The following is a 13941-nucleotide window of genomic DNA, read 5'->3' on the forward strand; positions in this document are numbered from 1 at the left end:
CTGATTGTAAATCTAAAAAATAGACTAATATTAATGGGCGATTTGCTGGAAACTACATTCAATTTTGTCCTTTCGGAATGGTACTATACTAGTGCTTTCTTCTTTATTTTTTTCAGCTTTTTATATTTTGTTGGCACTTACATTACTGAGTTGATTATTCGTGTGAAGTCTAAAGATGCAAGTATACGTCAGATTGTATTTGCTAAAAAGCCTCATCAAACTAGTAAGGAAATCCAGAATTCATTAGTTTCGATATTAGTATTTTCTCTTCAAGCGATTTTGTTCCAGTACTTATTTTCTATAGAGGTATTTAAGATCCGATTTGACCAACCTTTGCATTGTCTATGGGAAATACCATTGTTGTTTGTTTGGAATGAATTTCACTTTTACTGCATGCATTGGCTTCTACACCGGAGATTTCTTTTCAAGCATGTTCATAAAGTTCATCATTGGTCCAAAGAACCAACATCATATTCAATTTTTAGTTTTCATTGGTTTGAAGCATTCTTATTGGGTACAGTTATATTTTTTCCTTTATTCTTTCATGAGTTCCAGGTCTATTCTTTATTGAGTTTGCCTGTCATGAGTTTGATCATTAATCTATTAGGACATTGTAATCATGAAGTTCCGAGAGACTTACCGAGTAGCAATTTCCGAAAATATACGTTTAGACATAGTATGCACCACAAATGGAGTTCAGGAAATTTTGGGTTCATGCTGACCATTTTTGACAAATTATTTAAAACCGAAGTTTCAGAAAACAAGAAATAAATGAAAAAGGAATATCATAAAGTTTATATAAATTCTATCGGGAAGCATTTGCCTAATTCTCCAGTTCATAACGATGAGATGGAGGAATATCTGGGTTTGATTGGAGGGAAACCATCACGAACTAGGGAGCGGATGTTGAAGCAGAATGGTATTATTACTAGGTATTATGCCTTGGATAAGGATCAGCAATCGACCGATTCAGTTTCTGGGATGGCTAACAAGGCCATCCAAGACTGTCTTACAAAAGGGAAGGTGAACGTGTCTGAGATTGAATTGCTTACAGCAGGAACTACGCAAGGCGATCTGCCAGTTCCAGGATTTGCGAGTATGGTACATGCGGAGTCAAAATTGCCTGTCTGCAATATTGTTTCTCACCAGAGTGTATGTGCTTCAGGAATTATGGCATTAAAAAGTGCATATTTACATGTCCTAACCGGCGAAAATGAAAAGGCTATTTCTTGTGCATCTGATATGCCAAGCAGAATGTTTAAGTCGTCAAGGTTTGATAAACAGGATAAAATCCAAGAGAAAGGACTTCCATTGGATACTGACTTTCTGCGATGGATGCTTTCCGATGGTGCTGGAGCGATGTACCTGTCCAATAAACCTAATTCTTCTGGATTGAGTTTGGAAATTGAATGGATCGATGTGAAATCTTATGCCAATAGTTTTGGAGTTTGTATGTATGCCGGTGCAAATAAAAAGAGAGATGGTACAATCGATAAATATTGGTTGGATTATGCAAACTTTTCAGATGCTGATGCGGAATCTGCAATTAATTTGAAACAAGATATTAAGTTAGTTAATAATACGATAAACCTTGGGGTTCAACATCTTTTTGAACTTATAGATAAAGGAGAGATTGATCCCAAAAAAATGGATTGGCTTGTTTGCCATTATTCATCAGAATATTTTAAGCAGCCAATCGTTGAGCTTTTGAAAAAAAGGAGGGTTGGAGATAGCAGAAGAGAAGTGGTTTACAAACCTTCATGAGAAGGGTAATACAGGTTCTGCATCCATCTATATTATGTTGGAGGAACTATTATATAGTGGTCGACTGAAGCCAAATCAAGAAATTATCTGTATGGTTCCAGAGAGTGGCAGGTTTATAACCACCTTTATGAAATTGAAGATAGTAGGAGATGCGAAAGAAGAAAAACAACCATTGATTTCTAAAGATGATGAAATCTTAGCTCCAGAAATCCATATTGACAATAAACCTATTCAGGAGAAATTAGTTTAGGGATCTAACACAGATATGGGTTGATTTTGAGCTGTCTCTGCGAAATACGCCGATCATTGATCGGATTTATAATGGTACGATAAGCTTAGAGGACTATAAATTGCTTTTACTAAATTTAAGGCAACAAGTAATTGATGGTTCCCAGTGGATTGCCAGGGCAGCATCAAATGTGAGTATGGATTATTTTGATATTCGCTCGTCTTTTATTTCGCATTCCAGGGATGAGCATAAAGACTATCAGATCCTCGAAAAGAACTACATTAATTGTGGTGGGAAAAAGGAAGATCTTTATTCAGGAGAGAAGAATATTGGTTCAGAAGCATTGAGTGCTTATATGTTCCATAAGGCAAGTCAACCGAATCCATTTGATTTATTGGGTGGTATGTTTATTATAGAGGGATTGGGCAATCGTTTGGCTGGCAAATGGGGTAGAGCAATCCAACATGAGCTGGATTTAAAGGATGACCAGGTTTCCTTTTTCATCTACCATGAAACTTCAGATTCCAATGATAATCACTTTGAGAGGTTTGAGAAAGCATTAAACTCTGAACTCTTAACTGAGGAAATGGCAAAGCGAGTTTCAAAAACTGCAAAAGTCGTTGCGAAATTGTATCAAATGCAATTGGCTGAAATCGGTAACTATTAAGATTTGAATTATGCTACATACAAGTGAGTATTTTGAGAACAAAAAGAATAATCCTAGAGATCCGAGCCATTGGCATGCCTTGTTTCTAGATAATAGTGTTCCCTTTAATAAAGATGCAAAAGCAGCATTTTTATTTGACTCCAATCGGAAAAGTAAGCAATTTTTATTGCCATTTTTACGAGTTTTTGGGAGGTTGACCATTATTTTGCTTCAGATTTTTAAGGCTATAGCTCCGAATTTGATCAATGCCCCAAAAACCTTACATCGATTTTTATATTGGGGAATGAAATATTGGGTATCCCCAGAAGCTAATTTCTTGATTTTAAGACATTTTTATTTGGGTTCTGAAGTATTAAGATTTATAAAGGATAATGTCAAAGGAGCAGAAGATATTCCGATGAATCCATTAAAACCTTTGAGTCTGGAAGCTGTAAAGGATAATTTGTTTTTGGAGCATGATTTGAATCTCTATAACTTTATTATCAATTTGAATACAGCAATTCAGGATAAAGGATTAATAATAGAACCAGTTTCTGACCCTAATTTCTCGGCTGTTTCAGCTGCTCCAATTCCATTTGAAGAATTTCCCAACAGGTGGTCCAATGTTATGGATCTTTCTTCTGCAATAGAGGTTTTTACACCGGTTTATCAATTTTTTCTTACTGACAATGACTTTTGGCGTGCTTCCAATTCCTTGCAGCTAGATGAGGTCATCGGTGTCTATGCAGCAACGATTATGAAATGTCCGGAGAAATTGATTGCCTTAAATAATAAGCATCCCATGATTCCATTACCTACTTATGGTGCTGGATTTCGATTGACCTTGCATGGTTTGTCCACGGAAGTATTGCATCATTTGATTGCACAACAAAAACTTCATGGACAGAATGAATTGGTATCTGAAAATATTTAATCAAAAAAGCACTGTGCAAACAGTGCTTTTTTAATTTTCAGCTATTTACTTAACGCTTCTTTCAGAGCAAATGCTGCATGTTTTACAGATTCTTTTACTGCAGGAATATGATCTAAGGGATTCAATAGTCCAAAGTCGTGTATAAATCCATTATATGTTTGGATGGTTGTAGGAACTCCGGCTTCATCCAATTTCCTTGCATAGGCTAGGCCTTCGTCAAAAAGAATGTCATTTTCTGCCAATTGGACTAGGGCAGGAGGTAAACCTTTCAACTCATCAATGGAAGCTTGAAAAGGTGATGCATATTTTTCTTTGCGTTTAGCTTTGTCAGGCAGATAAAGATCCCACATCCATTTCATCATTCCTGTTGTCAAGAATCTTCCTTCTGCATATTTTTGGAATGATTCACGTGTGAAGTCAGCGTCTGTTACTGGCCACATCAACAATTGGAATTTTATTTCGGGTCCTTTTTTATCTTTTGCCATCAGGCAGGTTACTGCGGTCATATTACCGCCAACAGAATTTCCTGCAACTGCTAAGTTTTTACCATCCACGGCAATTTGGTCTCCATTTTCTGAAACCCATTTTGTTGCAGCATAGATTTGATTAATTGCTGTCGGATACTGAGCTTCAGGAGAACGCGTATAATCTACATAGATAGCCGCAGCTCCGCTATGGACTACTAAATCACGAATCAGTCTTTTATGAGTTGGATAATCTCCCAATACCCATCCACCACCATGAATAAAAATAAAAGCAGGAATTACCTTATCGATGGATACTGAATCAGGTCTGACGATTATTATTTTGACCGTTTCACCGTCTTGAGTGATTTCTTTTTCTGTTTCTACAATATCTGAGGTGTCTACGTCAACCGACTTTTGAGCATCTTCAAGGACTATTCTGGCATCCTTTGGCTCCATAGTTTCCATAGGTTCGCCACCACTGTTATTTAATCCATCTAAAAACTCTCTGATTTCAACTAAGATATTTGGGTCTTTTTCACCCTTAACTTGATTTGCCATAAATTATGTGTTTGATTGAATTAATTGTATTTGTATAACAAGTTTAGGAGGGAAACGTTTTAAGGAATTGTTTTGAAAATGTCATGGTTGGTGTAGACGGAAAGGCATGATTGGTGTCTCCAGCTCGCCATGGTTGGTGTCTCCAGCATGCCATGGTTGGTGTCCTCACCAACCATCATAGGCTATTGTTTCTAAATCATAAAAATAGTTTCCTAATCTTGCGATTAGGAATGCACGCATATCGAGGGAAAGGGGGCGATTTTTAAAAAAAAGAAAGTGTCATTCCAGAGCTTTAGCTCTGGAAACTATTTTGTGGTCATAATAACACAATCCCATCGCGATGACACTTTTATAGTAGGAATTTAACAAACATGCCACACCTACGGCGTTGGTGTTTGAGGCGATTTTCATCTCTATAGATATTACATGCCTACGGCATTTAAGAGATATTTCATGCCTACGGCATTTTACCCCGATGGGGCTTTTGGGGGTGTATGGCCTTATTTTTCTTAACTTAATGACATTGCACTTTGGGGTTGAATGGAGCCGCTTAACCATTTTGCTATAATAGTTGCACCCCTCTGGGCAATGTCATTAAGTTAAGGATTTTATCATGCCGGTTTGTAGTTTGTGTAGGTCCTGTGCTTGCACTTTTTATTCGAGGTCTTAAGCTGCCTTGGGAACGATCTTCCCTTTCGGATGGGCAATGTGTCCTTGAGGAAGTAGGCCGTGAGCTCCCTGAGGATTTCCCTTTCCCTGTTTTTGAAAAAGATGGCTATCAGGTTTTCCTTTAATTTTCCGAAGGATTTGTTCCCGTTGACCTTTTGTGGGTACTTTTTCGTGGATGTATCGCGGTCGAGCCGGACCTGGGCATCCCTGATCAGTATCGAATGCAGGTTTGACATCATCACCGTTGCATAGAAATCCTGCTCGACGGATTCCACCGTCAGCCCGCTGAAGGATTCCATCTGCATGGTATTCTTCAGTTTGGAGATGTTCGTCTCCACTCCCCAGCGCCTGAAGTACAGGTCCCCGAACATATCGTTTTCAAACCCCTCTTCCTGCCATAGGTTGGTCGCGATCACCTCCGTGGTCGACTGCAGTTCTACCCTGACCAAGCGTATGCGAATCCTTGTTGAGCTGTCCGTGGCGAACCCGCTCTGGCGCAGGCCACTGATGGAGGCCTGGGTTGGGGCAAGCTCGATGACCTGGGAAACCTTTCCCGTCTTCAGGAACTTCTTGACGAACTTCAGCGAATCCTTCGCCCTGATCACGAACTTGCGCTCGCTCTCCTGCCAGCTATGGAGCGCGAACATCTTGAACGTTGAATAGTACCTGTCATAGATGGCAATGGAGTCCACGGGCAGTTCCTCGATCCAATGGGAGGCCAGGGTCAGCTCGCTGGTCCGGTATGGGGCTATGCAGGAATGGGTCACCAGGTCGTTCAGCACATCGTAGTGATAGAAGGTCTTTGCCTGCACGAAGCTCGAGTTCTGGTTGCTCTGGCCGCCAAAGTGGGCCTGCAGGGAAGGTGTGTTCACCAGGGCAAGGTTGGAGCCGTCAACTGCGATCAGGCGGTAGCCCATCCATCTCCTGGTATCCCCCGGTGCATGGCGCAGGAAGCTCTCGCAGAGCACCCGGTTCCAGACCAGGAAGAAAAGGGGGCTCAGCTTGCTCCTCTGCTGGGAAAAGGCACTCACCGAGCAACTGATCTTCTTGCCCAGCTCACCAAAGAAACCTTCCAGTTCGACAGAGAGGGTCCGCTTGCACATCTTGGCGATCAGCAGGACCAATCTCTCGAAATTGAGCTTCCGGTCCCGGGTGAAATGGGTTTTGGAATTCCTGAAAAGATTGAGCAGCAGAGGATCTGTTAAACAGATAGAAATAAAATTTTTTAGGTCTGAAACGATTTTAAGTGCTATTTTTACATCGGCCATAAACGCGGTTGTTTAGATTTGTTTAGTAGTGAATTCAAAATTAAACATTTACGTGATTTATGGCCTTCTTTTTTTCTTAACTTAATGACATTGCCCATCGGGGTGTCACTATTATAGCAGGAATTTAACAAACATGCCACACCTACGGTGCTGGTGTTTGGGGTGATTTTCATTTCTATAGATATTTCATGCTTACGGCATTTAAGAAACATTTCATGCCTACGGCATTTAACCCCGATGGGGTTTTTTGTGTTCATTGCCAATTTTTCTATAATAGTTACACCCCTACAGGGTTGTGTGGCGTCGCATGATCATTTCTATAATAGTTACACCCCTAGCGGGGTTGTTTGGGTTATAAGGACATTTTTCTAGAATAGTTACACCCCTAGCGGGGTTGTGTTGCATCGTATATTCATTTCTATATTAGTTACACCTCTAGCGGAGTTAGTTCCCTATGGCTGTCTATTGTCTTATGTCTTATGTCTATTGTCTATTGTCTATTGTCTTATGTCTATTGTCTATCGATATCCCCTCAACTACAAAATACTTTTTTTATCTTTGCATCTACAATGGGTACACAATTAGATAATGGAATTAAGCCTTATAACCACTATGGGGCTTATTTGAAGGAAAAATACAACGGACAGAAGGTTTTTAAAGTTATCGTTGATGGTAATTTTACTTGCCCTAACCGTGATGGTAGCAAGGGATATGGTGGATGTACTTACTGTAATGTAGATTCTTTTACGCCTGATACCGCACGCAAGATCCCATCGATTCGCGAACAGGTAGAAAATGGTATCGAACGTGCCAGAAACAGTTATGGTGCTGAGAAATTTATTATTTATTTCCAACCCAATACCAATACATATGCGCCTACCCATTTATTGAAAATGATGTACGATGAGGCTTTGAGCATCTGTCCTGAACATACATTGGGTTTGTCAGTTGGTACACGTCCTGATTGTCTTGATTTTGAAAAAATCGCACTACTGGAGAGTTATACAGATCGATATGATGTTGACTTGGAGATGGGTATGGAATCCATTTACAACGAAACATTGGAAAGAATAAATAGAGGCTGTTCACATGATGAGTTTATCTCTATTATGAAGATGTTGGAGAATACCTCTTTGGATCTTTGCGTTCATACTATTTTTGGGTTTCCATGGGAAACTGAGGAAATGATGTTGAAATATGCAGAGGAAATCAATAAGCATCCAAAGATTAAGTTTGTGAAACTCCACCATTTACATATTGTCGAGGGATCGATCATGGGTGTAAAATATAAGCGTGAGCCTTTTCATTTATTTTCCTTGGAAGAGTATACCGAGTTTCTTTCAAAGTTTATTCCCTTGTTGAGACCGGATATCATTATTCAGCGTGTATTTGGGATAGCTGACAAAGAACTCCTGATAGCTCCAAATTGGAATTTGCCCAAATCAGGTATCCAAACAAAAATTGACAAAGGACTGGAAGAGAGGGGCGTGAAGCAAGGATCAGCTTATCAAATAGAAGATATAACAATATAAAAAAGGATGGTTTAGAGCCATCCTTTTTGTTTGAGTAATATTTTATCTATTTTTCTACAATAGATTTTAAATCTGCAGGAGAATAATAGATTGATTTTAAAGTTTTATCGTCACCTTTTCTGAACACTAAAAATTTCCCATCAATTTCCTTGTAGTAAGATTCTACACCTTTTTCTAGGTAATGTTTTTGCGTTTCTATGGCTTCTTGTTCGTTATTGCAAGCTTTGCTCATATTTGATCGTTGTACTTCATTGAAGAGGTCGTTGAATTTATCCGCCAATCCAAATTCCAGGATTGCCCCAGAAAGAACATACTGGATATCACAAAGAGCGTCAGCGATTTCTACTAGGTCTTTATCTTCAATTGCTTCCTGTAATTCTTTAAGTTCTTCAGCAATCAAAGAAACTCTCAGTTTACAACGAGCATCTGATGGAATAGTAGGTTGATCTAAAATCGGGTGCTGAAATGTTTTATGAAAATCTGCAACCGACGTTAAACATTTTGGGTCTGTCATATCAAAAGTAATTTTGTTAAAAATACGAAAGTAGGAGGATATAAAAAAGGCGCATTTTATTGCGCCTTGTATACTATTTCATTAAATGTTTTAATTGAATGATTTCTTTTTCTTCAAGATATCTCCAACGTCCTCGAGGTAAGTCTTTTTTTGTTAGATTGGCATAGACAACACGGTCCAATTTCTCAACCTCATACCCAAGGGATTCAAAAATACGTCTTACGACCCTATTTTTTCCGCTGTGGATCTGAATACCGATTTCTTTTTTTGAAGCGCCTACAACAAAGCTTAGGTCATCTGGTTTGATGAATCCATCTTCAAGTTCAACACCAAATTGGATTTTGTTGAAATCGCCTTGCGTTAAGTTTCTGTTCAATTCTACTTGGTAGATTTTGCTGATATTGTTTTCTCGGGTGAGATAATTTTTCAGCCAAATTTCCATCATTGGTAAGTAAAAGGAGACCAGTTGTATTTCTATCTAAGCGACCAACAGGATAAATCCTTTCTTTGGTTGCTTTAGATACTAGTTGCATTACTGTTTTGCGTTCTTGAGGATCGTCTGTCGTTGTGATATAATCCTTAGGTTTGTTCAAAAGAACATAGACCATTTTCTCACGTTTCAGACGTTCATCGTTGTATCTGATTTCATCCTTTGCAGGATCAACTTTAGTACCTAATTCTGTAACGACCACACCATTCACAGAAATTACACCTGCTTCGATCAATTCATCAGCTTTTCTGCGTGAACAGATTCCTGAGTTTGAAATATAACGGTTCAAACGGATCAAACCATCATCTTCAGGTTCAAAACTTCTTTCTTGTTTAGGTTTTCTATTGTTGTCCTTGCGGAAGTCACGGTCAGATTTGCCATCATAGCTACGGTCGGAACGTTTGTTTCCAAAGTCCTTGCCTTTACCATCAAATTTTTTGTACGGACGATCTGAGTTATATGATTTCTCAAATTTTCCGTCTTTTTTTGAATTTAGAATCTCTGTCCGGTCTTGAGTCTCTACCGAATTTAGAATCTCTGTCCGGTCTTGAGTCTCTTCCGAATTTAGAATCTCTGTCCGGTCTTGAGTCTCTTCCGAATTTGGAATCTCTGTCCGGTCTTGAATCTCTACCGAATTTAGAATCTCTGTCCGGTCTTGAATCTCTTCCGAATTTGGAATCTCTGTCCGGTCTTGAGTCTCTTCCGAATTTAGAATCTCTATCAGGTCTTGAGTCTCTTCCGAATTTAGAATCTCTGGCAAATTTAGAGTCCTTATTGAACTTTGCATCTCTACCGAATTTGGAGTCTTTGTCAAAACTACGTTTGTCGGAATTAGAGTCACGATTAAATTTGTCTGATTTATTAGTTCTCGAAGAGTCGAAGGATGAGAACTTGTCATCCTTTTTGTTGTTTTTGAAGCCGTCTGAGTTGCTTCGTGGTTTTCTGGAGTTGTCGTCTCGACTGTTCCTTTTGCTATTGAATGGCATAATTCGAAAAAATGAGCCACAAAGATAGTCAAAATAATCAGTCAATTGTAATTATATATTTATTGTTTGATAAATATTATAATTCAAAGACAAAGGATAAATGCAAATTGGATGTAAAGCAATAAAATAGGTAAAAATCTAATTTTTAAATAGTTAATTGATTTGGTTGTTTGAGATTAAATTTTGACAGTATGAAGAACTTACTATAGCGATGGATTTGGTTTAGCGGTGATTTCAATTTTAAAGCATGATCATTTTAAAAGTTTCTCTAACCTTGCCTCAAGATTCTGGTAATATTTACAGAATTGTCAATAATTAAAATATAAAACCTATAATTAGGATAATTTATGTTAATCATGAATCACAAACCAGCTGATTGTCTAGGTTTTTGTTACAATTTATCCAGTTTTTTATAAATCTTAGTTTAAAGTATCATTAACGCTGAAAACGTTGGGTTTTAACTTTAATTAACTTTCTTGATTAATACTATTATTTGTCTCTTATTATAATATACTGTACTTTTGGAGCTTGATTTTTCACCAAGCTACTTTTTGATCGGTTTTCACAAGTTCCGTGGATAGGGTAGCAGTAAGGGAATGAATGGTTAAAAAAAGAGTATTATGTAGCAGTGCACTTTTGATGATGATGTTCATGTCAAACTTGTACTCGAATCCCCAACCAGAGTCGGCTGATCCTTTTAGAAAGGCGTTGGACCACTCGATGAAGGCTAACGTAGCAGAAGTTATGGCAGCCAAGAAAGAGGCTGATCCCTATGGTCACATCTCTTTTGCAGAAACTGAGATTCCATTGGAAAAAGTTACTGTACAGAAAAAACTAGACAAGTACCTGAGTAGGTTTGCTTATCTAAAAAAGCCCTCACATCAGATTCACAGAAAGGCGGATAAATTACTTCCCCGCATTGCAAAAATCCTTAAAAGTTATGGGGTTCCAGAAGATTTCAAATACATTGCTGTAGTTGAAAGCAGTTTGAATCCAAAAACAACTTCCCATAGGGGAGCTGGAGGTTATTGGCAATTTATGCCAGCAACTGCACGCTTGTATGGATTGAAAGTGAACGGTAGTGTGGATGAGCGTTTGGACCTTGTAAAATCGACCCATGCCGCAGCAAAGTATCTAAAATCATTACATGATGAATTCGGAGACTGGACACTTGCAGCAGCAGCTTACAACGTAGGCGGGGGAAGTTTGAGAGGGTCGCTGAAAAGACAGAAGAAAGATAGTTATTACGACTTAAAACTCAATTCTGAAACTGCAGCATATGTTTACAAAATAATTTCAATGAAAACTGTTTTGGAAACCATATAAAATCAAAAACGCAATAATAAGAACAATACCAAATCAGGAAACCAAACGGTTTCCTTTTTTATTTAATAAAGATTTCACACTTTATTAAAAAATCAAATCAATTTTCATATTTTGTTGTTAATCTAAATTAACCGTTATGTTGGAGATGGGAGAAGGTGGCTATTTGCCGTAACTATTTTTTCCAAAATATATAGGATTTAAATCCTAGAAATACATCAAAAATGAAGAGCCTAAATTTCATTGCACTAACCTTCTAAGTAGTTATACGTTTTAGCGGAATTAATATAAAGTGAAAAATGTGATTTATATCACCTTTTCTTGCTTCCCATTATCATTAGAATGTCATGGGTAGACTGGTAATTTTGAATCGTTAACTTAATATATAAGAATAATGCAGGTAGAGCAATTTAATTATGACAACAAGATTGTCAGAGATTTTGGAATCGCAACTGTAATTTGGGGGATCATCGGAATGACTGTCGGGCTAATTGCAGCCTTACAGTTGGTTTGGCCAGAGATGAACTTTGGACTTCAATACTCAACATTCGGACGTATTCGACCATTACACACCAATGCAGTAATCTTTGCCTTCGTAGGAAACGCCATTTTTATGGGAGCGTATTATTCCATGCAGCGTGTCCTAAAGGCCAGGATGTTTAGCGATTTACTTAGTAAGATCCATTTTTGGGGATGGCAATTAATTATTGTCGCCTCCGCAATTACCCTTCCATTAGGTCTAACCACTTCACATGAATATGCGGAAATGGAATGGCCAATCGACTTAGCCATAACTATCATCTGGGTAGTTTTTGGAATTAACATGTTCGGTACAATCATCAAACGTAGAGAAAGACACATGTATGTTGCCGTATGGTTTTACATTGCAACTTTCGTTACTGTTGCTGTATTGCACATTGTTAACTCCATCCAAATGCCAGTTGGATTATGGAAGAGTTATTACGTTTATTCAGGAGTACAAGATGCTCTAGTACAATGGTGGTATGGACACAATGCAGTTGCATTCTTCTTAACCACACCATTCTTGGGAATGATGTACTACTTCTTGCCAAAGATGGCTAACAGACCTGTTTATTCCTATAAATTAAGTATCCTACACTTTTGGTCCCTTATCTTTATCTATATCTGGGCAGGACCACACCACTTATTATATACATCCCTACCTAGTTGGGTACAGTCCTTAGGAGTTGTGTTTTCAATTATGTTGATTGCTCCAAGCTGGGGAGGTATGATCAATGGTCTATTGACCTTGCGCGGTGCTTGGGATAAAGTTAGGACTGAACCTGTTCTTAAGTTTATGGTAGTTGCCTTGACTTGTTATGGTATGGCTACGTTTGAAGGTCCAATGTTATCGTTAAAACAAGTTAACGCGATTGCACACTTTACAGACTGGATCGTAGCTCACGTACACGTAGGAGCATTGGGCTGGAACGGATTCATGACTTTTGCCATTCTATATTGGTTAATCCCTAGAATCTATAAAACTCAATTATACTCAAAAACATTAGCAAATACCCACTTTTGGATTGGTACTCTAGGTATCTTATTCTATGCTATTCCAATGTATTGGGCAGCAGTGGTACAAGGACTGATGTGGAAAGAGTTTACTCCAGAAGGTGTCTTAAAATATCCTAACTTCCTAGCTACAACTTTGGAAATCTTACCTATGCACATGATGCGTGCTGTGGGAGGGGTATTATACCTTTCAGGTGTAATTTTGATGACTTATAACTTGATCAAAACAGTTAAAACTGGAAAATTGGTTGCCAATGAACCAGCGGAAGCACCTGCATTGAAACCTGTTGAGCATTCAGAACCATCAGCACACCGTCGTCTTGAGCGTAAGCCTATCCTTTTCATGGTTTTATCACTGATCGCTATTTTAATCGGGGGTATCGTGGAAATGATTCCAACATTTACAGTGGCCAACAATGTACCTAAAATTGCATCTGTTAAACCGTACACTGCATTAGAACTAACAGGCCGTGATTTATATATCCGGGAGGGCTGTGTAAACTGTCACTCTCAAACTATCCGTCCTTTCCGTTCTGAGACTGCGCGCTATGGAGAATATAGTAAAGCTGGAGAGTTCGTTTATGACCATCCATTCCTATGGGGATCGAAACGTACAGGTCCTGATTTACATCGAATAGGTGGAAAGTATCCTCATAAATGGCACTTTGACCATATGTTGGACCCAACGATTACGTCGCCAGGAAGTATTATGCCACCATATCCTTGGTTGATCGAACAGGATATCAGCTACAAATATCTGACAGGAAAAATGAAGGTGATGAAGAATTTGGGAGTTCCTTATTCAGATGCAGAAGTCAACAATGCTTTAGAGGATGCACAAGCACAAGCTGAAGAGATTGTTAAGGACCTTGCCGCAAATGATGTTCAGGTAGAACCTAACAAAGAAATCGTAGCCATGATTGCATATCTACAACGTTTGGGTACAGATATCAAAGCTGAGCCGGCGAAAACAGCAGATGCCAATCAAGTGGCTGAAAACAATTAATGTAACACAAAAAATAAAG

General features: G+C 38.5%; 11 protein-coding genes and 1 pseudogene. 8 read left to right on the top strand and 4 right to left on the bottom strand.

From position 1 onward, the window contains the following. The first annotated feature begins 33 nt into the window (after positions 1-33). The 5 genes from FGL31_RS06555 to FGL31_RS06565 all read left to right on the top strand — a co-directional run bounded on the left by FGL31_RS06555 (position 34) and on the right by FGL31_RS06565 (position 3573). Positions 34-771 (top strand): sterol desaturase family protein, encoded by a 738-nt coding sequence (locus tag FGL31_RS06555; protein WP_138090157.1) that lies wholly within the window; start codon positions 34-36, stop codon positions 769-771. Continuing rightward, positions 772-1764 (top strand): hypothetical protein, encoded by a 993-nt coding sequence (locus tag FGL31_RS23185; protein WP_197734115.1) that lies wholly within the window; start codon positions 772-774, stop codon positions 1762-1764. It begins immediately after the preceding gene. Beyond that, positions 1724-2014, top strand: coding sequence for a 3-oxoacyl-[acyl-carrier-protein] synthase III C-terminal domain-containing protein (locus FGL31_RS23190; protein ID WP_197734116.1), 291 nt, complete (start codon positions 1724-1726; stop codon positions 2012-2014). The genes FGL31_RS23185 and FGL31_RS23190 overlap by 41 nt, the downstream gene beginning before the upstream one ends. Before the next feature lie 100 nt (positions 2015-2114). Next, a complete protein-coding gene (locus FGL31_RS23195) occupies positions 2115-2660 on the top strand; it encodes an iron-containing redox enzyme family protein (RefSeq protein WP_197734117.1) in 546 nt (181 codons plus the stop codon). A 10-nt stretch (positions 2661-2670) separates the two neighbouring features. Beyond that, on the top strand, positions 2671-3573 hold the full coding sequence (locus tag FGL31_RS06565) for a DUF6999 family protein (protein ID WP_138090160.1): 903 nt from the start codon (positions 2671-2673) through the stop codon (positions 3571-3573). Between the two features lie 41 nt (positions 3574-3614). On the opposite strand, the gene FGL31_RS06570 is transcribed toward FGL31_RS06565, so the two are convergent. Next, positions 3615-4598 carry an alpha/beta hydrolase gene (locus FGL31_RS06570; RefSeq protein WP_138090163.1) on the bottom strand — a complete coding sequence of 328 codons (984 nt, stop codon included), beginning with the start codon at positions 4596-4598 and terminating at the stop codon, positions 3615-3617. A gap of 611 nt (positions 4599-5209) precedes the next feature. After that, positions 5210-6535, bottom strand: coding sequence for an IS4 family transposase (locus tag FGL31_RS06575; protein ID WP_138090166.1), 1326 nt, complete (start codon positions 6533-6535; stop codon positions 5210-5212). Between the two features lie 569 nt (positions 6536-7104). Here FGL31_RS06575 and mnmL point away from each other — a divergent pair. After that, positions 7105-8067: a tRNA modification radical SAM protein MnmL/YtqA gene (gene mnmL / locus FGL31_RS06580; protein ID WP_138090168.1), complete on the top strand. Its 963-nt coding sequence runs from the start codon at positions 7105-7107 to the stop codon at positions 8065-8067. Between the two features lie 46 nt (positions 8068-8113). On the opposite strand, the gene FGL31_RS06585 is transcribed toward mnmL, so the two are convergent. Both FGL31_RS06585 and FGL31_RS30255 read right to left on the bottom strand, forming a co-directional pair. Beyond that, on the bottom strand, positions 8114-8581 hold the full coding sequence (locus FGL31_RS06585; RefSeq protein ID WP_099372485.1) for a pyrophosphohydrolase domain-containing protein: 468 nt from the start codon (positions 8579-8581) through the stop codon (positions 8114-8116). A 73-nt stretch (positions 8582-8654) separates the two neighbouring features. After that, positions 8655-9378: pseudogene (locus FGL31_RS30255) on the bottom strand (pseudouridine synthase); the annotation flags it as partial. Between the two features lie 1279 nt (positions 9379-10657). Between FGL31_RS30255 and FGL31_RS06595 the strand changes: the two are divergent. Further along, entirely contained in the window at positions 10658-11383 is a 726-nt protein-coding gene (locus FGL31_RS06595; protein ID WP_099372487.1) for a lytic transglycosylase domain-containing protein, read from the top strand. Between the two features lie 391 nt (positions 11384-11774). Next, on the top strand, positions 11775-13922 hold the full coding sequence (gene ccoN, locus FGL31_RS06600; protein WP_099372488.1) for a cytochrome-c oxidase, cbb3-type subunit I: 2148 nt from the start codon (positions 11775-11777) through the stop codon (positions 13920-13922). The last annotated feature ends 19 nt before the right edge of the window (positions 13923-13941 follow it).

It is taken from the genome of Sphingobacterium daejeonense (assembly GCF_901472535.1).
GTDB classification, from domain to species: Bacteria; Bacteroidota; Bacteroidia; order Sphingobacteriales; family Sphingobacteriaceae; genus Sphingobacterium; species Sphingobacterium daejeonense.